Source organism: Dyadobacter sp. CY327, assembly GCF_021390415.1.
In the GTDB taxonomy this organism is placed as follows: domain Bacteria; phylum Bacteroidota; class Bacteroidia; order Cytophagales; family Spirosomataceae; genus Dyadobacter; species Dyadobacter chenhuakuii.
This window is the reverse complement of record NZ_JAJUXJ010000001.1, coordinates 1,166,180-1,191,509: the sequence shown is the minus strand read 5'-3', so window position 1 is coordinate 1,191,509 and position 25,330 is coordinate 1,166,180. Positions and strand designations below refer to the sequence as shown.

The following is a 25,330-nucleotide window of genomic DNA, read 5'->3' as shown; positions in this document are numbered from 1 at the left end:
AGCCTTGATTTTTAACTTGGCCTAAAAACAAAACAAGCAGCCTTCGATCATGCGATGGCTGCTGTTTTTATGAATAACCCACTAATTTAATTCACCAAAATCGCTTATGCGGAAATGCGCAGGTTGGTATGATCCAACATTCCGGAAACCTCTTTAATTTTCCTGCGCGAAACCACCACTTCTTTGCCGCAAGACAGTTTCAGCATGCGATCGTCTTCAAGGCGTGCAACCACGTAATCCGAATTTACCAGGTAAGATTTGTGCACACGCATGAAGTTTTGATTTAATTGACCGGCCAGTGATTTCAAAGTCTTGGAAACCAGATATTTCTTGCCAGTGTTCGTATATATGAAAGTGTAATTGCCTTCGCCTTCCAGGAAAGTAATTACCTCAGGAGCTAAGTAAACGGTCCGTCCCATTGATTGTACGGAGATGAAAGCGGCACTGCCATTGATTGATTTTGATGACAGGTTGCGGTGTGTAAAGCTTGAAAAATTTTTCATGGTAATAGAGACTAATATGTTTTGTTTTCTTGTATTCAAAATTAGTACATAGCGTATATTCAGAAAATACGTAGAAGTACGTATGCGTTTGTAACTAATTCATATACAATAATTTAACATTAGCAGAAAACGGAAAAGGCGTAACTAAACTTACTTAAATGCGTAATTTTACCTACTCCCGAAATCTTAGCCGCAATCAATTCACATCACTAGGCCGAACTTTAATTATCTTTGCACCGCTTTTGGTGTGAATCCTGATACATACCAGCCTCCAATCATTTGATAACAACAATAGTTTATGGTTACCGAACGCGTTAAAGAGTTAATTTCGGAATTAGAGCAAACCACAGTCAACAGCAAAGACCAGCTGGAAGCTTTCCGCCTCAGATATATCAGTAAAAAAGGTGTCGTATCAGAATTGTTCGACGGGTTGAAAAACATTCCTCAAGAAGACCGTCGCGCGGTTGGTCAGGAGCTGAACACGCTTAAAAATCTTGCGCAGGACCGGTTTCAGGAATTTAGTGCAGCCATTGAAAACGCTGTCGACACGAATCCCGAAATGGTTTTTGACCTGACTTTACCCGTCGTTCCTAACCAGCAGGGAAGCTTGCACCCATTGACCATTGTAAGAAGACGGATCATTGAAATTTTCGAAAGAATGGGTTTCAATGTTTCCTATGGACCTGAAATTGAGAAAGATTGGTATAATTTCAGCGCTTTGAATTTTGCAGATAACCACCCTGCGCGTGAGATGCAGGATACGTTCTTCATTTCAAAAAGCCAGGGTGAAGTGAAGGACGATGTGCTTTTACGTACGCACACTTCCAATGTGCAGGTGCGGTTGATGGAAAGACAAAAACCGCCGATCCGGTCTATTATGCCCGGACGTGTTTTCCGGAACGAGGCTATTTCGGCCCGTGCACATTGTGTTTTCCATCAGGTGGAAGGTTTATATGTGGACCGGAATGTGAGTTTCAAAGATCTGAAAGACACATTATATCATTTTGCCAAAGAAATGTTTGGTAAGGAATCAAAAATTCGCCTGCGTCCCTCCTACTTCCCGTTTACGGAACCCAGTGCGGAAATTGATGTGACGTGTTTTATATGTAAAGGAAAAGGCTGCAACATTTGTAAATATTCCGGCTGGGTAGAAATAGCTGGCTCAGGAATGGTTGATCCTAATGTGCTTACCAATTGCGGGATCGACAGTGAAGAATATACAGGTTTCGCATTCGGGATGGGAATTGAGCGGATTACAATGCTCCGTTACGGAATCAATGATCTGCGTTTGTTTACAGAAAACGACGTGCGGTTTTTAAGACAATTTGAAGGTGCCTAATTAGATAGAGTTAAAAGAAAAAAGCTCAAAGTTGCTGGACGCTGCGTCTGCCACTTTGAGCTTTTTTCTTTTACTAAAACCTCGTTTCCAAATAGTAAGGAAGCATTCTTTTCCAAACCCACCATTCATGCGGCATATCCGGCCCCCAGATGTCCAGCTCGTGCGGAACATTCTTTGAAGTCAGGATCGATGAGATGGCCCTGGAATATTCAGGAACCTCATATGCACCTGAACCTGTGACGAAATGAATGTGGCGGCTATCGCGATACATCGAAAGATGCCACTCGGCTTTCAATTGCGGCAAATAATGCACTGGTGAATTGAAATACACATTATCATCGTAATAACCGTCCGTATACTGGCTCAGATCGTAACATCCGCTCATGGCAATGATGCCGTGGATATAATCCGGATGCTTGAAAAACAGGTTAGCGGCATGCATTGCTCCAAAAGACGCGCCTACTGCTATGATTTCATTGTCCTGGCTTGAAGTATCCTTGATAAAAGGGATCACTTCTTTGATTACATAATCATTGAACAGCTGGTGCCGCACGGCCTTATCGTAGCCATGCATATAAGGGTTCATCCAGCTTTCCGAATTGATACTGTTAATGCAATAAACTTTTACTTTTCCTGCATCAATAAAAGGTGCAATGCTCTCTATTAGTCCATTTTGTTCATATTCCAAATAATCCGAAGCTGCTGTAGGAATCATCAACAAGGCTATTCCATAATGTCCGTAGACTGCAATATCCATATTCTCATTCAGCGCCGGACTATACCAACCGGTTACTTCACGTTGCATTGTTCAATCATTTAAGTTGCGTTATATACTGATAAAATCAGGCAGTCAACAATTTTGGTTTAAAGAATAAAATAAACCAACATCATTAACAGCCTGCCAGCAACTGTTAATGATAAATTAATACAACACCCACGTATCCTTGCCCCCTCCGCCTTGTGACGAATTTACGACCAAAGAACCTTTACGCAAGGCCACCCGCGTTAAACCACCCGGGATAACACTGATGTCGTCACCATATAATATGTAAGGGCGCAAGTCCACGTGCCGGCCTTCCGCATGTCCGTCTACCATGCAAGGCACACGTGATAATGAAATCGTGGGCTGCGCAATGTAGTTCCTCGGGTTATCACGTATTTTTTGCCTGAACAGCTCGTGTTCTTCTTCCGTTGCTTTGGGGCCGATGAGCATACCATAACCTCCTGCTTCATTAGCTTCCTTCACCACGAGCTGAGAAATATTTTCGAGCACATAATCGAAGTCTTCCTGCTCCCCGCAGATGTAGGTTTTCACATTAGGAATGATCGCCTCTTCTCCCAAATAATACTTGATGATACGCGGAACGTACGCATACACAACCTTATCATCGGCCACACCAGTTCCCGGCGCGTTCGCTAATGCTACACGGCCTTTTTTATAAACCTCAAAAATCCCGGGAATTCCAATCAGAGAATCGGCATAAAATGATTCGGGATCCAGGAAAGTGTCGTCGATCCGGCGGTAAATAACGTCCACAATTTGCAGTCCGTTGGTCGTCCGCATCTTTACGTATCCATCCGAAACCACCAGATCGCGCGCATCCACCAGCTCGACGCCCATTTGTTGCGCCAGATAGGAATGTTCAAAATACGCAGAGTTGTAAATTCCGGGCGTAAGCACAGCCACAGTCGGATTAGGACGGTCGGCCAGATGCTGTAACATTTGCAGCAATCGGGTAGGATAATCTGACACGGGCCTTACGCCGGTCCTGGCCAGCACGTCCGGGAAAATCTGCTTGGACAACTCCCTGTTTTCCAACATATAAGATACACCGGAAGGACAACGCAGGTTATCTTCCAAAACCATAAATGTCCCGTCATCGCCTTTGATGAGGTCGGTGCCTGTAATGTGGCACCAGATTCCTTTTGGCGGTTTCAGGCCGATACAAGGTTTTAAAAAGCATTTACTTGACTCAATCAGCTCTCTCGGCACAACGCCGTCGTTCAGGATATTCTGTTCATTATAAACATCATCAATGAACATGTTCAATGCCTTAATACGCTGTTTCAGACCGGTTTCGAGCCACTCCCATTCTGCATTGGAAAGCACGCGCGGAATGATATCGATGGGCATGATCCGCTCGGTTCCTTCGCCTTCGGAATATACATTGAATGTTATTCCCATCGAAAGCAATGCACGCTCGGTAGCCAGCTGGCGGTTGGTAAGGTCGTCGTGTGTGAGGTTTTCAAATTTGTTCTTTAAATGTTCGTAACCCGGCCTTATCTCCCCATCAGCTGTGAACATTTCATCGAAGAAATTTTCGCTTTGATAATCAGAAAATGAAAAATTCATACAATACAAAATTTGAATAAGTATATATCAGTTGTTTACAAAACAATATATGGTCAATCTTTCAACTAACAAACAAATAAACTGATAAATACGAGGTTATGCTAAATATTAAAATCATGCCGTTCGTTTAATGCAAACATTATTTTTCCAATCAATAAACATTGGTTGCAAGTCCGTGCAGTTAGGCTTTTCTTTGCAAGCGAATTGGCCCCGCATCAACGTCTTCTTAATAATATGTTTAAATATAGTTTACCTGCAATTGCACTTATTCTGGGATTGGCGCAGGCTGCCAAAGCCCAGCATTTGCCAGGTGTTGCAATGGGTAACTATGCTGGAACCAATGCGTTATATCACAATCCGGCCTTTGTTGCAGACAGTCGTTACAGCTTCTATGTCAATGTGGTCGGCACTCAGTTTTACACGGCCAACAATCACGTCCGATACGAAGCGCCCTACTCGTTTTTGAACCTGGTTACCAACACCGTCTCCGACGAATACCGTAACGAAAGAGGCGTTTTACAGTTTCCGCGTTCCTATCTGGGCGAAAAATTGAATGGAAATCAGAAATATCTGAACGCCGGTGGAGACGCCCGACTGCCTTCTGTAATGTTCAATTTGTTCAAAGGAAAGATCGGCGTAGGCATTTCAACGCGGGTAAGATACATGCTGAACACATCCGGCGTCACGGAGCCGCTCGCCAGGTTGATCAGTAAAACCACTCAGCTCGAAGAATTGCAAGGCCCTTTCTTCGATAACCAGGCAGGCAGGCTGCATTTGAATGGGATGGGGGAAGTTGCGTTCACGCTTGGCGGGACGGTGTATGATAATGAAACGGATTTTTTGAAAGTCGGATTTACCGTGAAAAGGCTGATCGGGCTTTATAATGCGCATGCGATCATTGACAATTCTTCATATGACATTCAGCCCGACGAAACCTGGGAGAACAAACGCCAGTTTATCCGCGTGGAAGAAATTAATATGCGTTACGGGATAACCCGTGATGAGGGTTTTCAAAATATAAAACCTTCACCAGCATGGCTGATAGGCGGCGCACCTCCGGGAAGCGGCTGGGGTTTTGACCTCGGTGCCGTTTATGAATACAGGCCGGATATTAACAAATTTTCATACACGGAAAAAGGCGAAAGAAAGCATGACGCATCCAAAAACAAATATCTGTATCGCGTAGCCGTTTCGCTAACAGACATTGGCCGGGTTCATTTCAAGAATCCAGCTTATGTTTTGCAACAGGAAATTCATACAACCAACAAGGAACTCCGTTACGATTCATTCCAGAAGCTGGAAGGTTCTGAGGGAATTTTCAATGCGATCAACAGTTCTCTGGACGGTGGAGCGCCGCTGGCACCCAATTTTAAGTCGGTGTTACCAACGGCTTTTCAGGCAAGTGTTGATTATCATGTGCAGCCGCGGGTTTACGTAAGCGGGTTATGGGTCCAAAATCTGATTCCTCAAAGTGCATTTGGCATGAAAGCCGAATCCGCGATTTCTGTAACACCGCGCTATGAGCATAAATGGTATGAAATTTCCGTTCCTTTAACATTGATGAACCGGTACAGATCGCCCGCAATCGGCCTCGCCGGCCGCATCGGTCCTTTGTGGCTCGGAACGGATCATTTAACTGGATTACTGAATATTGGCAATCCAAAATCCTTTAACTTGTATTTTGGGATTTCGGCAGGACTTTTCCGCCGCCCGCCCGAGTCACAAAATCAATGCTGGCCACCAGAAGATTCGTGGATAAGACGCATTTTTAGCAAACGATAAATACACCTTGCGCGTTTAATATTGATATGGCACAATTTCTATTGATGCTATGATCTTTAAAACACAAACTGAAATGAGAGAAGTAGAAAAAACAAAAGAAGAATGGCAAAAAGAGCTGACCGGACAACAATGCTTCGTGCTCTTCGAAAAAGGAACAGAAAGGCCTTTTTCACACCCATATAATGACAATAAGGAAGAAGGCACCTATGTATGCGCTGCCTGCGGCACACCATTGTTCAGCTCGGAGACCAAATATGAATCCGGGTCGGGATGGCCGAGTTTCTTCCAGCCGATCTCATCCGGAAATGTAGAAGAGATCGTGGACAAAGGCCATGGCATGATCCGCACAGAAGTGGTTTGCAGGACCTGCGGCGGGCATCTTGGTCACGTTTTTAATGACGGGCCCAAACCAACAGGTCTTAGATATTGCATGAATGGCGCGGCGTTGAAATTCAACAAAGCCTGATCAAATAGTTCATAAAAAGCCGGACGAACTCAAAAATGTCCGGCTTTTCTTATCTTTGAATTCTTACGAACCTTACCGTTTGATGGAAGTTATCAGATCGTTTTTTAATAAAATAAGGGCAATGTTCCAATTCATTGGGGCACAGCTTTCAACATTCATCAACCGTGTTGCATACAAGTTAACTTCGCTAGTTACGGGTAAGAACCGCGCCGATGCTTATTTTCAATCCTACCGAAACAAGAAAAGATCAATTCGCGAATGGTGGCATAACACCATAGACGTGAATGCGGCTTATTACAGGCCGGTAATGATCCTATGGAAAACATTCGTATACGGTTTCGTTACATTTGCCCTTTACATTTTTTGCGTGGAGACCAACTTCCTGTGGCTCATGGGAAGTATGCCGAGCGTAGAAGACCTTCAAAACCCGAAAGTGGCTCAATCTTCCGAAATTTATACGTCGGACGGTGTAATGATCGGCAAGTTCTATACAGAAAACAGGACACCGGTTACAGCCAAAATGATCTCCCCCAACCTCGTGAAAGCATTGATTGCGACGGAGGATGTACGTTTTTACAAACATTCGGGGATTGACTACAAAGCTATGGCGAGCGTAGCCGTAGGCATTATCACGGGCGCAACAGACCGCGGAGGCGGCAGCACGATCACACAGCAATTAGCCAAAAAACTTTTTAAAACCCGTAAAACCGGCGCTCGCGGCTTGCTCGGTTCCATTCCTGGTTTCAGTACATTAATTTATAAGACCAAAGAATGGCTCACGGCCATTAAGCTTGAACGAAATTTCACCAAAGAAGAGATCCTGACCATGTATTTTAACACGGTGGATTATGGTAACAACACGTACGGGATCAACACGGCGGCACAATCCTATTTCAGCAAATCCCCGGACAGCCTTAACATTCAGGAATCGGCCGTTTTGGTTGGTTTACAGAAAGCTACGACAACCTATAACCCGATCCGTAACATGAAACGGTCGCTGGAAAGGCGTAATGTGGTGATTAATCAAATGCAGAAATATGGCTATATCTCGGCGAAGCAAGCGGATTCCATCAGTGCGTTACCGATTGTTTTGAAGACAAAGTTCGAGACACCATACGATGGAAATGCCAATTATTTCAAGAATGCAGTAGTTGATTTTGTGAGAAAATGGGGTGAAGAAAACGGTTATGACCTTTATACGGATGGATTGAAGATTTACACCACGATCGATTCCCGCATGCAGGAAGCAGCCGAAGAGGCTATGGTACAGAAAATGAAGCAATTGCAGCGCGTTTTCGAAGACCACTGGCGCAACCAAAATCCATGGCGCGATGAGCAGGGAAAAGAGATTACGGACTTCCTGGACAATGTTGTAAAACGCACCAGCAAATACAAATCACTCGCCGCCAAGTTTCCAAACCAACCGGACAGTATCAAATATTATCTGAACAAAAAAGATACTATGACTGTGTATGACTGGAAAAACAGCGGTGAAATGACGCAGTATTGGAGTTCAATGGACTCTTTGGAATACTATAAGCGGATTTTGCGCGCGGGAATGATGGCCATGCACCCGCAATCGGGCCAGATTAAGGCCTGGGTAGGCGGTTTGGACTATAATTATTTCAAATACGATGCAGTAAAGCAAGGCAAAAGACAGCCCGGATCCACATTCAAGCCATTTGTATACACGACGGCGATTGACGATTCGACATTCAATATGTCACCCTGTGATCAGATCGTGGACAAGCCATTTGAAAAAATATACATGGAAGACGGCGAGCAAAAGGAATGGAGGCCGCGGAATGCAACGGGCACATTCTCTTATGCAAATATGACATTGCGCCGCGCATTGGCACAATCCATCAACTCGGTAACTGCTGAACTCACCGATCAGGTTGGCCCTGCAAATGTGGCTCGTTATGCCAAGAAAATGGGGATTACTACGCCCTTGAAACCATTGCCTTCCATCGGGCTTGGGCCATTTGACGTTTCGCTTTATGATATGGTGGCCGCTTATGGCGTTTTTGTCAATAACGGAACCTACACGCAGCCGATCCTGGTAACCAAAATTGAAGATAGCAACGGAAAAGTGATCGAAGAATTTCAGCCGGAACACCGCCAGGCCATTAGCGAAGAATCTGCGTTTTTAATGGTTCAAATGCTTAAAGGCGGCGTGGAAGAGCCGGGAGGAACTTCAGGGAGCATTCGCTGGAAGTTTGATGTGACCCGTAATGGCAACGAGCTGGGCGGGAAAACAGGAACGACTTCCAACAACTCCGACGGCTGGTTTATGTGCATCACGCGCGACCTGGTTGTAGGTGCCTGGGTTGGCGGCGACGACCGCAGCATTCACTTTCGATCCACCGATCTGGGGGAAGGCGCTAAAACAGCCTTACCGATCGTAGGAAGCTTTTTGGAGAAAATTTACAGGGATAAATCGCTGGCATTGGAGCCCGGACCATTCCCCAAGCCCACATTCAAAATCTCTAAAAATTACAACTGCCCGACGCAGTGGGCGCCAGCTGCGAATGATTCGCTGGGCATTGGCGGTGACAGCACACCAGCCAAACGGAATGATGAAGATGACTTTCTGATCGGCCCGCCACCGATTCCGCTGGATACGGGAGGAAGAAATTAGAAAAAATAATTGAATTCAAAAGACATTCTGGTTTAACCCGGAATGTCTTTTCTTTTTATAAATCCGTTCCGATCTTCAACACTTCCTTATACTGCATGCGATAAAGGTTAGCATAAAAACCTTCTTTTTCAAGCAATTGCTCATGGTTACCTTCCTCTACAATCTCACCTTTATCCACAACAATGATCTTATCCGCTTCCTGGATTGTGGATAACCTGTGCGCGATCACAACAGCCGTGCGGCCTTTCATTAATTTTTCAATTGCCTTTTGAATCAATTCCTCCGTTTCGCTGTCAACGGACGACGTTGCCTCATCCAGCACGATGATTTCCGGCTCATGCACCATAGCGCGCACGAATGAAATCAGCTGCCGCTGCCCTACCGAAAGCGTAGCGCCGCGCTCCATTACATTATAACTGTAACCACCTGGCAATCTTTCAATAAAATCATGAACGCCGACCAGTTTAGCTGCCTCAACGATCTTTTCGTGGGTAATGCTGCTGTCGCCCAGCCTGATGTTATTTTCGATCGTATCCGAAAACAAGAAAACATCCTGCAAAACAACGCCAATGTGCTTCCGGAGTGCATTAAGATCATAGTCATGAACTTCCACGCCGTCAATATAAATGTTCCCTTTGTTAATGTCGTAAAAGCGCGTTAAGAGGTTGATAATAGATGACTTACCTGCACCAGTTGCACCTACGAAGGCAATGGTCTGCCCGGAACTGACACTGAAATTGATATTTTTCAACACATATTCTTCTTCATTATAGGCAAACCAAACGTCCTTGAAAGTCACATTTCCCTTGATAGATTCCGGTGCAAATGTGCCTTCGTTGGCAGTATATTCGTCACTATCAAGCACTTTCAGGATTCTGTCGGTGCTCACGATGCCCATTTGCAATGTGTTGAATCGGTCGGCAAGCTGACGAATAGGTCTGAAAAACAGGTTGATAAACATGACGAATGCCGTTACCGTCCCGAAGGTGACTTCTGCATTCAAAATCTGTTTGGAACCATACCAAACCACCAGACCCGTTCCCGCAGCGGCTATAACGTCCGCAACGGGAAAATAAATGGAATAATAAAGGATAGACCGAATGTTCGCGTCGCGGTGGACCTTGTTGATTTCCCTGAACTTCTTAAACTCAATGTCTTCGCTGCTAAAAATCTGCACGATACCAATGCCCGTCAAATGTTCCTGGACAAAGGAATTGAGGTTGGAAACAGCCGCACGCACCTCGTTGAAAGAATCCTTGATCTTCTCCTTGAAAATGTAAGTACAAATCAGCATCAATGGAATGGTCGATAAGCTGATAATCGACAGTTTCCAATCGGTGTAAAACATCACCGCAATGATAAGGACCAACTGCAAAATGTCCCCGGCAATAGCCGCCATACCATCACTGAAAACGTTGGAAAGCGTTTCCACATCCGAAATCGTGCGGGTTACGAGCCTTCCAATGGGCGTGTTATCAAAAAATTTAAGCCTTAAACCAATGATTTTCTGATACAGCTGGACCCGGATGTCTTTGATAATATGCTGCCCCAGCCACCCGGACATATAAGTGTTCCAAAACTGGGCGAAGCCCTGCAGAATTGTTACGACGATCATAATGCCCAGCATGACAGTCAATTGCGCATAATCTCCGTTCGCAATGGGCGTGTCAATGGTATATTTGATCAGCAGTGGCGTCAGCGGTGCAAGTAGTGCATTGAGTAAGATGATGACAATCAGCAGATAGAACTGCTTTTCATACGGACGTACAAATGTATATAAGCGCCGTAATGTAGGAAGATCGAATATCTGGCCGCTTTTGGTTTCCTGATTCACCTGCTGAAATTAAATTGACAAAGTTTGTGACTGTGTTATTGACCAACAACGTAAAAGTAAAAAATGTCACCCGGGGATTAAAAATTCTGGCATTATAGTCGGTAAGGTGGTAGTTCTCTTGGTTTTCCGGCTTTTATGAGGGTTATTGAGTCAGCAAAATCATAGTCCATGGCTTTCGTTCCCGATGCAATTCCTGTACATTCCTTACCCAAAACACCTAGCCAGGTTCCTGCATTAAAGATTTTTCGTTTCAAAAACAGCGAAGGAAAATTAAGGGAATCGCCTGTTTCCCTGCCCATTACGCCCTTACCTACCGACACCCCGCACCGTCACACTTACTATGAGATCCTTTTTATAGAAGAAGGCGCTGGCTTTCACGAGATCGACTTCCATTCCTACAACATTCAGGGAGCCGGATTGCACTTCTTAACGCCCGGACAAGTGCATTTGCTCACATTCTCAACCTCATTCCAAGGTTACATCGTTGCCTTTTCCGAAGATTTTTACACTTTTTATAATCCCGTAAGCCCATCGCTTTCACAGCTTCCCTTTTTCCAGCCCGCGCGTAAGCAGCCCATCATTACGCTTTCTGAGGCTGAGAAACGCTATTTTCATAACATTCTGGAAAACATGGTTTCCGATCACCTGGCATCCGAAACGGATCAGACGATGATCGGAAAGTATTTGGGTCTTATTCTGCAAAAATGTGCTTTCCTCGCGCCAAAAAACATTCAGCCTGCCGAATCTGCCGTGCAAACCGTGCCGGAGCTGGTAGGAAGATTTCAGGAGTTGGTTGAGAAAAATTTTCGTCAAATGCATGAGGTTCAGCAGTATGCGCAAGAACTTTCTGTTTCGCCGGACTATTTAAGCAAGATCATTAAGAAATATCTCGGTACGCCCTCACAGGAATACATTCTGGACAAACTACTATTGGAGGCCAAAAGGCTGCTTGTATTTACCAACCTGAGCAGCAAGGAAATAGGTTACCACATTCACATGGACGACCCTTCCTATTTCAGCCGGATCTTCAAAAAGAAAACCGGGCTAACGCCCAACGAGTATCGCGATCATGTTCGGAAAAGTACCATTTAATAGCAAAAATGTACCTTGCCCCCGCCTGTATGGGCGGATATCTTTGTATTATCCAAAAATAAAATGGCTAAATAATACTATCGATATCCACTATGCAGATTCGCAACGATCTTACCGCCGCTTCGCTTCAGCCTAAAATTGACAAGCTCTGGCAGCTTTCCGCCGAGAAAATCAACCTTATTTCCCGGGAATACGATAATTCAAAAGGAACGCCCGTTTTCACAGTCAATGGCAAATACACATTGCGCGGCTGGACGGAATGGACACAAGGTTTCCAATATGGCGCGGAGGTTTTGCAGTTCGATGCAACGGGCGAAACGCAGTTTTTGGAAAGTGCCCGTAAGAACACGGTAAGCAGCATGGCTTCGCATGTTGGCCATTTTGGGGTGCATGACCATGGTTTCAATAATGTGAGCACTTACGGCAACTTATTAAGATTGATGAACGAAGGCCGCATTGAAGAAAACGAGTGGGAACGCAACTTTTACGAGATCGCCCTGAAAATTTCCGGCGCAGTCCAGGCTAAAAGATGGACGACGACAAAAGACGGACAAGGTTTTATCCATTCCTTCAATGGCCCGCATTCTCTGTTTGTAGATACCATACGTTCGGTGCGTGCGCTGATGGTTTCGCATTTACTAGGGCATAGCTTAATGGGTGAAAATGATGTTAAAACAAGCCTGCTCGAACGCGGCACATTACATTCTATCGCCACTGCTAAATATGCCGTTTACTATGGTGAAGGCCGTGATAGTTATGACATTTGGGGCCGCACGGCACATGAAAGCGTTTTTAACACCAATGACGGCAATTACCGCTGCCCCAATTCCCAGCAAGGTTTCTCCGGTTTCACCACCTGGACACGCGGACTTGCGTGGGCCATGGCGGGTTTCGCAGAACAATTGGAATCGCTTTCCAGCTTTTCTGACGACGAACTGGCGCAACTGGGCGGCAGAGCAGAAATCGAGAAAATATATTTGAAAGGTGCAAAAGCCACCTGCGACTTCTACATTGATAACACCGCCTCCGATGGCATTCCTTACTGGGACACCGGCGCGCCGCAACTTTATAAATTAGGCGATTACACGTCCAGAACTTCCGATCCTTACAATGAATTTGAGCCCATAGACAGCTCCGCGGCAGCCATAGGCGCGCAAGGTTTGCTTCGTTTGGGAAAATATCTGAATGATAAGGGCGAAACGGAACAAGGAAAAAAATACTGGCAGGCAGGCTTAACGGCATTGGACTCGCTATTTGCAGAACCTTATTTATCAACTGACCCAACGCATCAGGGCTTGATCCTGCATTCGATCTACCACCGTCCGAATGGATGGGACAACATTCCGGCTGGACAGAAAATCCCTTGTGGCGAATCCAGTATGTGGGGCGATTACCACGCACGCGAAGTGGCGCTTTATGTAGACCGCATTAATAAAAATCTGCCTTACTACACTTATCTGGGCGCTGTTAAGTAATCGAAAATGGAAAATATAACATTAGACCGTTGCTGCATACACACCATTACGACGAAGCCCTGGGAGCTTTCGGAGGCGGTGGAAAACTATGCGGCAGCTGGTGTGAAAGGAATAAGTGTCTGGCAGAATGCAACCGAACGGATCGGCCCTCACCGTGCCGGAGAGCTGATCCGGTCTGCCGGGCTTGAAATCGTCTCTTACGTTCGTGGCGGATTTTTCCCCCATACGAGCAGCGCAGGACGTGCACAGGCCATTGATCACAACCGGAAGTTACTCGAAGAAGCCGCAGCTTTGGGTGCTCCCATGATCGTGCTCGTATGCGGCGCATCGCCCGATCAATCCATGGAAAAGTCCCGCGAACAGATCAAAGAAGGCATTGCAGCCATTTTACCATTGGCCGAAAAACTGAAAGTGAAGCTGGCCATTGAGCCGCTGCATCCGATGTATGCTGCTGATCGATCAGCAATTAACACATTGGCACAGGCGAATGATATGGCTGAGTATTTTAATTCTCCGTATGTCGGCGTGGCGGTGGATGTGTATCATTTGTGGTGGGACGGCGACCTGGAAAAGGAAATCGCCCGTTGCGGTGCAAACGGAAACTTGCTGGCTTACCACGTTTGCGACTGGAAGGTCAACACCATTGATCTGCTGAATGACCGCGGGCTAATGGGCGAAGGCTGCATTGATCTGAAAAAGATCCGCGGATGGGTGGAAGCGACTGGTTTCAAAGGCTTTTGTGAGGTGGAGATTTTCTCCAACATTCACTGGGCCAAGGATCAGCATTTGTTTTTGAGAGAGATTACAGAAGCATTTTTAAAAACTGTTTAAAATAAAAAAATGACTACACATAACATTGGCATTATCATGAACGGCGTGACGGGCCGTATGGGAACGAATCAGCATTTATTAAGATCCATCAAAGCCATTATCGAGCAAGGCGGGGTGAAAATCTCGGCAGACGAAGTGATTATGCCGGATCCAATCCTGGTTGGTCGCAACGAAAGCAAGCTGCAATCGCTTTGCAAACAGTCCGGAATAGCGAAATACACAACGGATCTGGATTCTGTAATGTCTGATCCGCAGTATCAGATTTATTTTGATGCCCAGGTTACGGGTCGCCGCGCGGCTGCTGTGAAAAAAGCTATTCTTGCCGGAAAACACATTTATTGTGAAAAACCGACCGGAACAACGACCGAGGAAGCTCTTGAACTTTATGAATTGGCAACGGCCGCGGGTTTGAAAAACGGCGTTGTTCAAGATAAGCTCTGGCTTCCCGGAATGCTGAAATTGAAGCGTTTAATGGAAAATGGTTTCTTTGGAAAAATCCTTTCCGTACGCGGAGAATTTGGTTACTGGGTTTTCGAAGGTCATAGCATTCCGGCGCAGCGTCCTTCCTGGAATTACCGGAAAGAAGACGATGGCGGCATTATCGTAGATATGCTTTGCCACTGGCGCTATGTTCTGGACAACCTTTTTGGCAAAGTAAAAGCTGTTTCCTGCCTCGGCGCCACGCACATTCCCGAGCGCATCGATGAAAATGGCAACCCATACAAAGCAACTGCCGACGACGCTTGCTACGCTACGTTCGAGCTTGAAGATGACGTCATTGCGCAGTTCAACTCATCCTGGACCGTCCGCGTCCGCCGCGACGACTTGCTGACATTGCAAGTGGACGGAACGCACGGTTCCGCAGTCGCTGGCCTACGCGATTGCTACACGCAACATTACGGAAACACGCCTAAGCCCGTCTGGAACCCGGATATCCCCCAACCAATCCCGTTTTTTGAAGGTTGGGCGAAAGTGCCTGAGCAGGAAATTTTCGACAATGCATTCAAAGCGCAGTGGGAGCTTTTCTTGAAACACATTGTAAAAGACACGCCATTCCCATGGGATTTGAAAGCAGGGGCACGCGGTGTGCAACTGGCTGAAAAAGGCATTGAAAGCTGGGAAAAACGTCAGTGGGTTAACATTGAGGAATTATGAAAAACACGGCGTTAATCACCGGCGGAAGTCGTGGCATCGGCTTTGGAATCGCCAAAGCCCTTGCCAACGAAGGCTATAACCTCGCCATCAACGGCGTGCGCGACGAAGCTGGCGCAGCGGAAGCCCTGAATGAGTTAAGAGAACTGGGCGCGGAAGTGGCATACTGCCAGGGAAATATCGCCAATGCAGCCGATCGCGAGGCGATTATCGAGAAAGCCTATTCGGTTTTTGGACAAATTAATATTCTCGTAAATAATGCAGGAATAGCTCCGCGGGAACGACTGGATATCCTGGAAACGACTCCCGAAAATTTTCAGGAGGTTATGCAAACCAACCTCGAAGGGCCATTTTTCCTGACGCAGGCCATTGCAAAACGAATGGCACATGCGAAGCAAAATAACCACGCGTTTGAAGCGACGATCATTTTTGTGACTTCCATTTCGGCAACGGTTGCGTCTATAAACAGGGGTGAATATTGTATTTCGAAATCGGGCCTGGCGATGACAAATCTGCTTTTTGCAGTTCGTATGGCAGAGTTTAACATTCCCGTTTTCGAGATACGGCCAGGTATTATTGCCACGGATATGACTTCCAAAGTGCAGGAAAAATATGATAACCTGTTCCAGAGCGGCATCGCCTTGCAGCCACGCTGGGGAACGCCTGAGGACGTAGGAAAGGCCGTTGCATCGCTCACAAGAGGTGATTTCCCCTACTCCACCGGCCAGGTGATTGGTGTGGATGGCGGAATGTTGATTGATAGATTATAGCTTTCAAAGTAAACCAAATCACTTATGTCCGAACATTCCACTCCTCGCCCTAGCTTACTCTCACAATTGCTTCAAGTGCCGGTCATTGTGGCTGCGCTGGGCTATCTGGTCGACATGTACGACCTCTTCTTGTTCAGCGTAGTGCGCGTTCCAAGTTTGAAAGCGCTGAATGTGCCGACAGATCAGTTGCTCGGCGAGGGCATCCGGCTGCTCAATTATCAAATGGCCGGAATGCTCATCGGTGGCGTTTTATGGGGCGTTATTGCAGACAAAAAAGGACGGCTTTCAGTGCTTTTCGGATCTATTATCATGTATTCGCTTGCCAATATCGGGAACGGTTTTGTTACTTCACTGGATCAGTATGCATTGCTCCGTTTCATTGCAGGTGTGGGCCTTGCGGGAGAGCTGGGAGCGGGAATCACATTGGTAACCGAGGTTTTACCCAAAGAAATACGCGGTTACGGCACTACACTGGTTGCAACATTAGGCGTTCTCGGCGCTATCCTTGCCTATTTTGTGGCGGATATGTTCGCATGGCGGATTTCCTATTTTGTTGGTGGTGGAATGGGCTTGCTATTGCTTGTCTTGAGGTTCAATGTATTTGAATCGGGCATGTTCAAGCAGGTTAAGGAGCGAACTGTGGACCGTGGCAACGTTATGATGATTCTGACGAACGGGAAGCGTTTTGCCAAATATATGATGGCGATCCTGGTGGGGTTGCCCATCTGGTTTGTGGTTGGTATCCTGATCACATTCTCCCCCGAATTTGGCGCTGCAAAGGGAATTGAAGGAATCAATGCAGGAAAGGCAGTTATGCTGGCGTTTTCCGGACAAGTTTTCGGGGACATTTTCAGTGGTTTGTTAAGCCAATATCTGAAAAGCAGAAAGCGCGTAATTGGCTTGTTTATCATCCTTTCACTAACCATGATGGTTGGCTATCTGATGATCCCGTCGCTCGATCTGTTTACATTCTATCTGATGTGCGCATTGTTAGGGTTTTGCAACGGTTACTGGACCTTATTTATCACCATCGCCGCGGAGCTTTTCGGAACCAACCTGCGTGCCACTGTGGCGACAACTGTTCCTAACTTTGTAAGAGGCGCTACGATCCCGCTGGCTGCATTGTTTGTCAGCTTCAAACCGGACCTCGGCGTCATCCAGAGTGCCCTGCTCATTGGCGTGGCCACATCGCTGGTTGCATTGCTAGCTTTATATTTTTTAGAAGAAACATTTACAAAGGATATGGATTACGTGGAAAAGGAATAGTTCATACTCTTAATTGAAATTTTGCTAAAACGGCTCCTGCATTGCAGCGAGCCGTTTTTTTTAACACTTATTAACAGTTTAAAAAGCAACACATGCCTTGTACAAACCATCATTGAATCGAAATAAAGAAACCATTTAATTACTCATGAAAGATATAAACCACTCATTCACGTAAAGTTTCCACTCCTGTACTTTGTATTACATAGTACCGGGATTTGCGCCACCTTTGTTATGTCCTCAGAGACAAAAAGTAAATAAAATATTAGCCATAAAAATAAAATAAGCCATGAAAACTACAATCAAAACCTTCGCATTTGCCTTAGCATTAATCGCATCTTCATTTGCTGCCAACGCAGAAGACAAAGAAACCAAGAAAGCTTCAACATTCGGAACAGGAATTTACCCAACTAAAAGCGGTAAGATTAATGTTCTGGTCAACAAGGCAAACAACAACGCCAACACAGTGATTTTACTTAAAAACGAAGCTGGAAACGTTGTTTATCGCGAAACTGTCAGCAAAGACAACCAAAAATTCGGTCGTACATTGAACATGGACCAGATGGACGCAGGGAAATACGAACTGGACGTCATCAGCGGCAAAGAAATCCAATCCAAATCTTTCGAACTCTCGGAACAAAAATTGGAACGCTCTTTAACCGTCAAATAATTAAAGCGTAAACCTTAAATCACTAGGCCTCCGGAAACCCGGAGGCTTTTTTTGTTTAAGAAATTTTGGAAACCGTTACTTTTTTAAAAGAATAGCGTCCTAAGGTTAAAATTCATTTTGATAGTTCTACTTTTTGTGGAACTTTTTAATTAAATTTAACTTTGCGATGCAGTTAGACGAAAAAAGAATCTTAACTAAGTGGCAACAAAAAAACCGCGGCAATCGCAGACTATTAGATGCAATTGACAAACTGATTTTTGATTTAGAGAGTTCTGAATATGCTTCTTACACGGATTTACTGAAAGAACGTAAAGATGCGGATCAGGTGCATACTAAGGGCATTTTCTTCTTCAATGTTGAGAATGACCGTGTGCTGGTAGCGATCAAATTTGAGGAGAATCGAGCGATAGCGCTATGGATAGGCACACATAGCAGTTATGAAAAACTATTTAGGAACAACAAAACTACGATTGAGAAATGGCTAAGATCAAAGGGGCACATACGCTGAAAGAAACAGATATAAAATCAATGATTCGCAAAGGAGAGATCTCTTCCGAGTTAGAATTAGAACGCGCTTCACTTGCCGCAAGATTTCTCAGGCTTCAAGGTGAGGACCAACCCGAATTGGCTGCGCTAGAGCAACAATTAAGCACTTTAATTCGTGATTATGAATCGAAAAACTGGGCCGATTTTAAGCTGGTCACAGAAAAACAAGTGAAAGAAAGTAACCTGGCTGAAAAGCTCGCAGCTAGGGAGTTTAAGTTTTATAAACAAAGGCGCGAGCTGATCATCCAAACCTTGAAACAAAATGGACTCAATCAAAATGACTTATCCGCAATACTGGCACATAGCAAATCGTATACTTCCGAGCTTCTGAATGGGATCAGGTCTTTTTCAATGAATGACTTGGTCATCATCCATAAGCTCTTCAAAATAAAGTTGGAGGATCTTATTTTCACGGAGATAACTCCGGATGTAGAACTGAGGATAAGGGAAACATTTGAAAAAGCTGCCGAAAATACTTCAAAATCAAAAAAACCAGCACAGGTAACTTCTTTAATGAAAGCGCTTTATTCGTAAACACAATCTTGTGAAACAACTGCCTGTCAAAAGATATGATCCTAATAGACGTCATTTACGAACCGCTTCGCATAAATATTTATCAATAACTATTCACTCATTACTATGGACTCACGTCGCGATTTTCTTCAAAAATTAACCCTCGGAATCGGCGCAACCGCGCTAACCGACCTGCCCGCTGCTGCACGAGAGCTTTATGCCGGCCCAAAAGCAGACAAACAACTACGCGTCGCCATTATGGGACTTGGCAGTTATGGAACGCGGGTTGCGGATGCCATGAAAGATTGTAAAATGGCAACACTTGTGGGAGCCGTTTCGGGCACACCAGCCAAGATCGAAGATTGGAAAAAGAAATACAACATTCCTGAAAAGAACACTTACAATTACGATACGGTCAGTAAGATCAAGGACAATCCTGATATTGATCTTGTATACATTACAACACCTAACTCACTGCATTACAAGCATGTTTTGCAAATAGCTGCTGCTGGCAAACATGTTCTTTGTGAAAAACCGGTGGCTGACAATGCGAAACAGACGCGTGAAATGATTGCAGCTTGCGAGAAGGCCGGAGTGAAATTTTACATTGGTTACCGCATGCATTTTGAACCGCACACCCGCGAACTGATCCGCATGCGTGAGGCTGGCGAGCTGGGCAAGATTATGCATGTAAACAATTATATGGGTTTCAAATCCGGCGATCCGAATCAATGGAGACTGAAAAAAGCGCTGGCTGGCGGCGGAGCGATGATGGACGTGGGCATTTACGCACTGAACGGCGCACGATATGCAACAGGTGAAGAGCCGATCTGGGTGACGGCGCAGGAAACGAAAACCGACCCGGTGAAATTCAAGGAAGTGGACGAAACGATCATGTTCCAGCTAGGCTTCCCCAGCGGCGTGGTAGCGAGCTGCGGTACGACCTACAACTTCAATAATTACGAAAGACTTTATGTAATTGGCGATAAAGGCTTTGTGGAACTAAGCCCGGCATTTAGCTACGGCCCGATCAAAGGCCGGACGCACAACGGCCCAATGAATCAGCCCATAGTCACGCACCAGACATTGCAAATGGATGGCATTGCCGACATTATCCTCAACAACAAGCCCGACCCCAATGTAAGCGGAGCCGAAGGATTAAAGGATATGATCGTTGTTGACGCCGTTTACGAATCAATCCGCAAAGGCGGTGCAAAAATCATGTTAGCAGGCAAATAGACATTCATAATCAGGATCACCATGATAGTTTCGAAGTTGTTAAAGCAATGCATCTCCGTTCTCATGGTGATTCTTGCATTAAATACCAGTTGTAGTAAAAAAAACATCACCGCTTCCGGCAGCGGCGATATGGATAATCGATTCAAAGTTGTCGGCTATCTGCCAAACCGAACCGATCTTCTGGCGTCTGCCAAACAAATCGATTTTGGCAAAATCACCCACTTATACATTGCCTTCATTAATCCCGATTCCCTGGGGAATCTCACAGGAACTGAGAATCTCAAAGAAGTTGCCGCCCTGGCCCATTCCAAAAATGTCAGGATTATGGCATCGATCGGAGGAGGCGGCGCTCCGAAATATTATCCTTCCTTTTTAACAGGAGAAAAGAAAACAAAACTCATCAGTGACCTTGTAAACCTGGCAGTTGATAACAACCTTGATGGCATCGACGTAGATCTGGAAGGCGCATTAATTGACGCCAATTACGAAAGCTTTGTAACCGATCTTGCAGCCCCTTTGAAACAAAAAAACAAACTCATCACAGCCGCCATCGCCACAGTTTACAAGGATCAATTTACAGACAAAGCATTGGCCCAGTTCGATTTCGTAAACATCATGTCCTACGACCGCACCGGTCCATGGCGCCCCGACAAACCCGGCTCGCACGCCCCCTACTCCATGGCCGAAGAGGATCTCCAGTACTGGCTCGAAACGCGCAAAATCCCCAAAGAAAAACTAACTCTCGGCGTGCCCTTCTACGGCTACGGTTTCGGCGGCACCGCTCCCGAAAGCATGTCCTACAAAAACATCCTCCGCCAATATCCCGACTCCGTCAACCAGGATCAGATGCATTTAAATGGCGGAATGCTCTATTACAATGGCTTACCCACAATCCGGAAGAAAACACAGTTGGCAAAACAAAAAGTAAGCGGCGTAATGATCTGGCAATTATTGCAGGATAGCACCGGCGTGAAGTCGTTGCTTGGCGAGATTGATGGGGTTGTGAAAAGGAAGTGAATTTGCTGAATGTTATATTTTAAGTTAACTTTACATAACACACTATTAAATGGAGCAAATACGAAAGGTCGTATTTTATGGTAATTATTTTGACAATTTCTATCAAAAGCAAAATGCAAAAGTCAGGGACAAAATCGACTATGTGATTTATCTTTTAATGCATTTGGATCGGGTTCCTGAGAAATTCTTGAAACACATTGAAGGTCAGAAAGGCTTGTATGAGCTGCGGCTTGAAGCCGGCAGTAACATTTTCAGGGTCTTCTGTTGCCTTGACAAAGATAAAATTGTCGTCCTGTTAAATGGCTTTCAAAAGAAAAGCCAAAAGACTCCGGCCGACGAACTTCAACTTGCTGTAAAACTCATGAATGAATACTTGAATAAGAATTGATATGAAAGAAGACCTCGAAATTACTTCTGCGGAAGACCATTTTACCCACTATCATGGGGCACCAGGCGCAAAAGAGCGGATTGAATTTGAATTAAAAGCGAAAGCATTTCTGATAGGAGAAATCATTAAAGAAGAGCGAAGACTTGCGAAACTCACTCAGGAGCAGCTTGCTAATAAAATCGGGGCAAAAAAAAGCTTTATTTCCAGAATAGAAAATGGCCATACGGACATTCAACTTTCCACGCTTTATCGAATTTTGGAAATAGGATTAGGAAAGAAACTTGAACTATCAGTTCATTAATATTAAAAAAACGCAACCCCGGGCTCACTATATCCGGCATTATTTTGATATGAAAAAGTCAGTAGGTATTTATTCAATTTTTTCCGGGTTGGCAGCGTTGCTGTTCCCGGCATTACTTTCAGCACAGATGATGGATTCAAAATCGATAGTAGCGCCCGGCGCACAGGTTGAGAAACTCGGCGACGGTTACAAATTTACAGAAGGCCCGGTTGCCGATCAGGATGGCAATGTGTTCTTCACAGATCAGCCCAACAATAAAATCATTCGCTGGGACGCAGAAACAAATAAATTCTCCGTTTTCTCGGACAATGCAGGTCGTGCGAACGGCATGTATTTTGATAAAAAAGGAAACCTGGTGGCGTGTTCGGATGAAGACAATCAGGTTTGGTCCTTTGATAAAAACGGTAAGCCTACGGTGTTGGTAAAAGATTTCGAAGGCAAGCTTTTGAATGGCCCTAATGACCTTTGGATCGATCCGCAGGGAGGCATTTATCTGACAGACCCTTTGTATAAAAGAGACTACTGGAAGCGCGATCCGAAAATGCAGCAGGATGGTGAGCACGTGTATTATCTTGATCCGAAAGGAAAAAATCTGATCAGAGTTGATGGCAACATTAAAAAACCAAACGGGATCATCGGCACGAAAGATGGCAAGACGTTGTATGTGGCGGACATTGGCGACAACAAGACCTACAAATACGACATTCAAAAAGACGGAACGTTAACCAACCGGACCCTTTTTGTGCCAAAAGGATCTGACGGAATGATTCTCGACGCAGAAGGAAATCTTTACATTACGGGAAAGGGTGTTACCGTTTTCGATAAAAATGGTGAACAAATCGGTCACTTTCCGATTCACAATGGTTGGACTGCAAATTTGTGTTTTGGCGGAAAAGACAACGATCTTCTTTTTGTAACGGCCGAAACAGCAGTTTACGGATTGAAAATGAAGGTTAAGGGTGTGAAATAATCTTGCAAACTACTTTGCAGGCGCTTTATTGAAACCATAACTTGCGTGCTGAAAAACATTTGATACCAATATGTCTCAGCAAGCGAATAACCCATTTTTAACGCCATATAAAACCCCATTTCAGGTTCCGCCTTTTGACAAGGTGGAACCTGAACATTTTTTACCGGCTTTCGAGCAAGGCATGGCCGAGCAGAAATAGCATTGCGGCCATCCACTCAAATGAAGCGGAACCGACTTTTGAGAACACTATTTTAGCATTGGAACGCACCGGCGAGCTGCTCAACAGGGTGAGTTCGGTGTTTTTCAATCTGGCATCCGCACATACAAACCCTGAAATCGAAGCGCTTTCAAAAGACATTGCGCCGCAATTATCTAAGCATAGCGATGATATTTTCCTGAATGCCGCGCTTTTTCAGCGTGCAAAAAAAATCAACGACACTCGCGAAACGCTCAACCTGGATGCAGCCAGCAAGCGCTTGCTGGAGAAAACCTACAAAGCCTTTGTGCGGAGCGGCGCAAATCTCAGCGATGCGGATCAGGCCAAAATGCGGGACATTAACAAGCAATTATCTGTGCTAACTGTCCGTTTCGCCCAGAATTTGCTGGCTGAAACCAACAAATTTGAACTGATCATTCAGGATCAAACGCAGCTTTCTGGCTTGCCGGAGTTTCTCAAACTGAATGCTGCACAACTGGCTAAGGAGGCGGGCAAAGAAGGAAGCTGGAAGTTTACATTGCATCAACCCAGTGTGATGCCTTTTCTGCAATATGCTGATAACCGGTCACTTCGGGAGGAAATGTACAAAGCATATACAAGTCGCTGCAACCACGACGACGACCTTGATAATAAGGATATCATTGTACAAATCACATCCCTGCGTGCCAAAAGGGCGAACTTACTCGGCTACCCGAATCACGCAGCCTATGTTTTGGAAGAAAGTATGGCCAAAATGACCTCTAATGTTTTCGATCTGCTGGATGGATTATGGAAAGCTGCATTGCCGGTGGCCAAATCCGAAGCGTTGCAGATGCAGGCATTAATGAATAAGGAAGGAAACTCCGATGAACTGGAAGCGTGGGACTGGGCCTACTATGCAAATAAGGTCCGGAAGGAAAAGTACAATTACGACGCCGAAACCCTGAAGCCTTACTTCCAACTCGCTAACGTACGTGACGGCATTTTTGAGGTTGTGAAAAACCTGTATGGACTTACATTCACTGAAATCACCGACATTCCGAAATATCACGAAGATGTTACTGCCTATGAAGTAAGAGAGGCAAATGGCGATCTTACGGGTATTTTTTACATGGATTTCTTTACACGAAATTCCAAAAGAGGTGGTGCCTGGATGACTTCTTATCGCAAGCAAAGCGTGAAGGACGGCCAGCGCGTTGCCCCTATTGTGTCCATTGTTTGCAACTATGCCAAGCCAACCGGTGAAAATCCCGTTCTGTTGACCGCAGAGGAAGTCGAAACCTTCTTCCACGAATTCGGCCATGCGCTGCACGGTCTGCTTTCCAATGTTGAATTTGAATCATTATCCGGCACTTCGGTCCCCCGTGACTTTGTGGAATTGCCCTCCCAGATCATGGAACATTGGGCCTTCGAACCGGAAGTCCTCAAATTTTACGCAAAACATTACCAAACCGGCGAAACGATCCCTGACGAAGCAGTGGAAAAGATGAAAAATGCTTCGAAATTTAACCAGGGCTTTGCTACGGTGGAATATCTTGCAGCTTCCATGCTGGACCTTTCTTATCACAGTATCAGCCCCGACAAGCCCATCGACCCTGACAGATTTGAACAACAACGGATGAAAGACGCAGGTCTGATCAGGCAGATTGCACCGCGTTACCGGAGCACATATTTTCAGCACATTTTTGCAGGCGGCTACTCTGCGGGCTATTACAGCTACATCTGGTCGGAAGTGCTGGACAGCGATGCGTTTGCAGCTTTCAAGGAAACAGGCAACATTTTCGATCCGGTTACGGCGCTTTCATTCCGAAAAAATATTCTGGAAAAAGGCGGCACGGAAGAGCCTGCGACGCTTTACAAATCCTTCCGCGGAAGAATGGCTGACGAAAAATATCTGCTGGAAAACAGGGGACTGGTAAAAGCATAAGCGCACATTGATCCAACGTGCACAAAAAGGAGTATATACGGCTAAGCGGAGGTTTGCTCAGG

At 45.4% G+C, this 25,330-nt stretch carries 23 protein-coding genes; 19 read left to right on the top strand and 4 right to left on the bottom strand.

Going from position 1 to position 25,330, the window contains the following annotated elements; translation table 11 throughout:
- Nucleotides 1-104: 104 nt before the first annotated feature.
- Nucleotides 105-503, bottom strand: a complete 399-nt coding sequence (locus tag LZG74_RS05035) for a LytTR family DNA-binding domain-containing protein (RefSeq protein ID WP_233795505.1) — start codon at nucleotides 501-503, stop codon at nucleotides 105-107.
- Nucleotides 504-801: 298 nt separating this feature from the next.
- Between LZG74_RS05035 and pheS the strand changes: the two genes are divergently transcribed.
- Nucleotides 802-1,842 carry a phenylalanine--tRNA ligase subunit alpha gene (gene pheS / locus LZG74_RS05030; protein ID WP_233795504.1) on the top strand — a complete coding sequence of 347 codons (1,041 nt, stop codon included), beginning with the start codon at nucleotides 802-804 and terminating at the stop codon, nucleotides 1,840-1,842.
- 73 nt (nucleotides 1,843-1,915) lie between these two features.
- On the opposite strand, the gene LZG74_RS05025 is transcribed toward pheS, so the two are convergent.
- Both LZG74_RS05025 and LZG74_RS05020 read right to left on the bottom strand, forming a co-directional pair.
- On the bottom strand, nucleotides 1,916-2,647 hold the full coding sequence (locus LZG74_RS05025) for an esterase family protein (protein ID WP_233795503.1): 732 nt from the start codon (nucleotides 2,645-2,647) through the stop codon (nucleotides 1,916-1,918).
- Between the two features lie 117 nt (nucleotides 2,648-2,764).
- On the bottom strand, nucleotides 2,765-4,195 hold the full coding sequence (locus LZG74_RS05020) for a circularly permuted type 2 ATP-grasp protein (RefSeq protein ID WP_233795502.1): 1,431 nt from the start codon (nucleotides 4,193-4,195) through the stop codon (nucleotides 2,765-2,767).
- Nucleotides 4,196-4,429: 234 nt separating this feature from the next.
- Here LZG74_RS05020 and LZG74_RS05015 point away from each other — a divergent pair, with 234 nt between their 5' ends.
- The 3 genes from LZG74_RS05015 (at nucleotide 4,430) to LZG74_RS05005 (ending at nucleotide 9,084) form a co-directional block, all read left to right on the top strand.
- The gene (locus LZG74_RS05015; RefSeq protein WP_233795501.1) at nucleotides 4,430-5,977 is read left to right on the top strand and encodes a DUF5723 family protein; all 1,548 of its coding nucleotides are present in this window, start codon (nucleotides 4,430-4,432) and stop codon (nucleotides 5,975-5,977) included.
- A 73-nt stretch (nucleotides 5,978-6,050) separates the two neighbouring features.
- Nucleotides 6,051-6,443, top strand: coding sequence for a peptide-methionine (R)-S-oxide reductase MsrB (msrB, locus tag LZG74_RS05010; protein ID WP_233795500.1), 393 nt, complete (start codon nucleotides 6,051-6,053; stop codon nucleotides 6,441-6,443).
- 82 nt (nucleotides 6,444-6,525) lie between these two features.
- A complete protein-coding gene (locus LZG74_RS05005) occupies nucleotides 6,526-9,084 on the top strand; it encodes a penicillin-binding protein 1A (RefSeq protein ID WP_409014432.1) in 2,559 nt (852 codons plus the stop codon).
- A 55-nt stretch (nucleotides 9,085-9,139) separates the two neighbouring features.
- Here LZG74_RS05005 and LZG74_RS05000 read toward each other — a convergent pair whose 3' ends face one another.
- Nucleotides 9,140-10,918, bottom strand: coding sequence for an ABC transporter ATP-binding protein (locus tag LZG74_RS05000; RefSeq protein ID WP_233795498.1), 1,779 nt, complete (start codon nucleotides 10,916-10,918; stop codon nucleotides 9,140-9,142).
- A gap of 168 nt (nucleotides 10,919-11,086) precedes the next feature.
- Between LZG74_RS05000 and LZG74_RS04995 the strand changes: the two genes are divergently transcribed.
- The 15 genes from LZG74_RS04995 to LZG74_RS04925 all read left to right on the top strand — a co-directional run bounded on the left by LZG74_RS04995 (nucleotide 11,087) and on the right by LZG74_RS04925 (nucleotide 25,268).
- The gene (locus LZG74_RS04995) at nucleotides 11,087-12,010 is read left to right on the top strand and encodes an AraC family transcriptional regulator (protein ID WP_233795497.1); all 924 of its coding nucleotides are present in this window, start codon (nucleotides 11,087-11,089) and stop codon (nucleotides 12,008-12,010) included.
- A gap of 92 nt (nucleotides 12,011-12,102) precedes the next feature.
- A complete protein-coding gene (locus LZG74_RS04990) occupies nucleotides 12,103-13,485 on the top strand; it encodes a glycosyl hydrolase (protein WP_233795496.1) in 1,383 nt (460 codons plus the stop codon).
- Nucleotides 13,486-13,491: 6 nt separating this feature from the next.
- Nucleotides 13,492-14,316: a sugar phosphate isomerase/epimerase gene (locus LZG74_RS04985; protein ID WP_233795495.1), complete on the top strand. Its 825-nt coding sequence runs from the start codon at nucleotides 13,492-13,494 to the stop codon at nucleotides 14,314-14,316.
- A gap of 9 nt (nucleotides 14,317-14,325) precedes the next feature.
- Nucleotides 14,326-15,471: a Gfo/Idh/MocA family protein gene (locus tag LZG74_RS04980; RefSeq protein ID WP_233795494.1), complete on the top strand. Its 1,146-nt coding sequence runs from the start codon at nucleotides 14,326-14,328 to the stop codon at nucleotides 15,469-15,471.
- Nucleotides 15,468-16,238: a 3-ketoacyl-ACP reductase gene (locus LZG74_RS04975; RefSeq protein ID WP_233795493.1), complete on the top strand. Its 771-nt coding sequence runs from the start codon at nucleotides 15,468-15,470 to the stop codon at nucleotides 16,236-16,238. The genes LZG74_RS04980 and LZG74_RS04975 overlap by 4 nt, the downstream gene beginning before the upstream one ends.
- Before the next feature lie 24 nt (nucleotides 16,239-16,262).
- Nucleotides 16,263-17,504, top strand: coding sequence for an MFS transporter (locus LZG74_RS04970; RefSeq protein ID WP_233795492.1), 1,242 nt, complete (start codon nucleotides 16,263-16,265; stop codon nucleotides 17,502-17,504).
- 286 nt (nucleotides 17,505-17,790) lie between these two features.
- Nucleotides 17,791-18,171 carry a hypothetical protein gene (locus tag LZG74_RS04965; protein ID WP_233795491.1) on the top strand — a complete coding sequence of 127 codons (381 nt, stop codon included), beginning with the start codon at nucleotides 17,791-17,793 and terminating at the stop codon, nucleotides 18,169-18,171.
- A 166-nt stretch (nucleotides 18,172-18,337) separates the two neighbouring features.
- Complete coding sequence (locus LZG74_RS04960; RefSeq protein ID WP_233795490.1) at nucleotides 18,338-18,679, top strand: type II toxin-antitoxin system HigB family toxin; 342 nt, start codon at nucleotides 18,338-18,340, stop codon at nucleotides 18,677-18,679.
- Nucleotides 18,649-19,251: a transcriptional regulator gene (locus LZG74_RS04955; RefSeq protein ID WP_233795489.1), complete on the top strand. Its 603-nt coding sequence runs from the start codon at nucleotides 18,649-18,651 to the stop codon at nucleotides 19,249-19,251. Before LZG74_RS04960 ends, LZG74_RS04955 begins: the two co-directional genes overlap by 31 nt.
- Before the next feature lie 105 nt (nucleotides 19,252-19,356).
- Nucleotides 19,357-20,469, top strand: a complete 1,113-nt coding sequence (locus LZG74_RS04950; protein WP_233795488.1) for a Gfo/Idh/MocA family protein — start codon at nucleotides 19,357-19,359, stop codon at nucleotides 20,467-20,469.
- Between the two features lie 21 nt (nucleotides 20,470-20,490).
- Nucleotides 20,491-21,486: a glycosyl hydrolase family 18 protein gene (locus tag LZG74_RS04945; RefSeq protein ID WP_233795487.1), complete on the top strand. Its 996-nt coding sequence runs from the start codon at nucleotides 20,491-20,493 to the stop codon at nucleotides 21,484-21,486.
- Nucleotides 21,487-21,535: 49 nt separating this feature from the next.
- On the top strand, nucleotides 21,536-21,874 hold the full coding sequence (locus LZG74_RS04940; protein ID WP_233795486.1) for a type II toxin-antitoxin system RelE/ParE family toxin: 339 nt from the start codon (nucleotides 21,536-21,538) through the stop codon (nucleotides 21,872-21,874).
- Nucleotide 21,875: 1 nt separating this feature from the next.
- Nucleotides 21,876-22,175, top strand: a complete 300-nt coding sequence (locus LZG74_RS04935) for a helix-turn-helix domain-containing protein (RefSeq protein ID WP_233795485.1) — start codon at nucleotides 21,876-21,878, stop codon at nucleotides 22,173-22,175.
- 49 nt (nucleotides 22,176-22,224) lie between these two features.
- Complete coding sequence (locus LZG74_RS04930) at nucleotides 22,225-23,145, top strand: SMP-30/gluconolactonase/LRE family protein (RefSeq protein ID WP_233795484.1); 921 nt, start codon at nucleotides 22,225-22,227, stop codon at nucleotides 23,143-23,145.
- 134 nt (nucleotides 23,146-23,279) lie between these two features.
- Entirely contained in the window at nucleotides 23,280-25,268 is a 1,989-nt protein-coding gene (locus LZG74_RS04925) for a M3 family metallopeptidase (RefSeq protein ID WP_233795483.1), read from the top strand.
- Nucleotides 25,269-25,330: the final 62 nt, after the last annotated feature.

What these genes read in the sequence shown, in the direction of transcription:
- LZG74_RS05035 (WP_233795505.1), bottom strand. Translation starts at nt 503, where the DNA reads ATGAAAAATTTTTCAAGCTTTACACACCGCAACCTGTCATCAAAATCA.
- pheS (WP_233795504.1), top strand. Translation starts at nt 802, where the DNA reads ATGGTTACCGAACGCGTTAAAGAGTTAATTTCGGAATTAGAGCAAACC.
- LZG74_RS05025 (WP_233795503.1), bottom strand. Translation starts at nt 2,647, where the DNA reads ATGCAACGTGAAGTAACCGGTTGGTATAGTCCGGCGCTGAATGAGAAT.
- LZG74_RS05020 (WP_233795502.1), bottom strand. Translation starts at nt 4,195, where the DNA reads ATGAATTTTTCATTTTCTGATTATCAAAGCGAAAATTTCTTCGATGAA.
- LZG74_RS05015 (WP_233795501.1), top strand. Translation starts at nt 4,430, where the DNA reads ATGTTTAAATATAGTTTACCTGCAATTGCACTTATTCTGGGATTGGCG.
- msrB (WP_233795500.1), top strand. Translation starts at nt 6,051, where the DNA reads ATGAGAGAAGTAGAAAAAACAAAAGAAGAATGGCAAAAAGAGCTGACC.
- LZG74_RS05005 (WP_409014432.1), top strand. Translation starts at nt 6,526, where the DNA reads ATGGAAGTTATCAGATCGTTTTTTAATAAAATAAGGGCAATGTTCCAA.
- LZG74_RS04995 (WP_233795497.1), top strand. Translation starts at nt 11,087, where the DNA reads ATGGCTTTCGTTCCCGATGCAATTCCTGTACATTCCTTACCCAAAACA.
- LZG74_RS04990 (WP_233795496.1), top strand. Translation starts at nt 12,103, where the DNA reads ATGCAGATTCGCAACGATCTTACCGCCGCTTCGCTTCAGCCTAAAATT.
- LZG74_RS04985 (WP_233795495.1), top strand. Translation starts at nt 13,492, where the DNA reads ATGGAAAATATAACATTAGACCGTTGCTGCATACACACCATTACGACG.
- LZG74_RS04980 (WP_233795494.1), top strand. Translation starts at nt 14,326, where the DNA reads ATGACTACACATAACATTGGCATTATCATGAACGGCGTGACGGGCCGT.
- LZG74_RS04975 (WP_233795493.1), top strand. Translation starts at nt 15,468, where the DNA reads ATGAAAAACACGGCGTTAATCACCGGCGGAAGTCGTGGCATCGGCTTT.
- LZG74_RS04970 (WP_233795492.1), top strand. Translation starts at nt 16,263, where the DNA reads ATGTCCGAACATTCCACTCCTCGCCCTAGCTTACTCTCACAATTGCTT.
- LZG74_RS04965 (WP_233795491.1), top strand. Translation starts at nt 17,791, where the DNA reads ATGAAAACTACAATCAAAACCTTCGCATTTGCCTTAGCATTAATCGCA.
- LZG74_RS04960 (WP_233795490.1), top strand. Translation starts at nt 18,338, where the DNA reads ATGCAGTTAGACGAAAAAAGAATCTTAACTAAGTGGCAACAAAAAAAC.
- LZG74_RS04955 (WP_233795489.1), top strand. Translation starts at nt 18,649, where the DNA reads ATGGCTAAGATCAAAGGGGCACATACGCTGAAAGAAACAGATATAAAA.
- LZG74_RS04950 (WP_233795488.1), top strand. Translation starts at nt 19,357, where the DNA reads ATGGACTCACGTCGCGATTTTCTTCAAAAATTAACCCTCGGAATCGGC.
- LZG74_RS04945 (WP_233795487.1), top strand. Translation starts at nt 20,491, where the DNA reads ATGATAGTTTCGAAGTTGTTAAAGCAATGCATCTCCGTTCTCATGGTG.
- LZG74_RS04940 (WP_233795486.1), top strand. Translation starts at nt 21,536, where the DNA reads ATGGAGCAAATACGAAAGGTCGTATTTTATGGTAATTATTTTGACAAT.
- LZG74_RS04935 (WP_233795485.1), top strand. Translation starts at nt 21,876, where the DNA reads ATGAAAGAAGACCTCGAAATTACTTCTGCGGAAGACCATTTTACCCAC.
- LZG74_RS04930 (WP_233795484.1), top strand. Translation starts at nt 22,225, where the DNA reads ATGAAAAAGTCAGTAGGTATTTATTCAATTTTTTCCGGGTTGGCAGCG.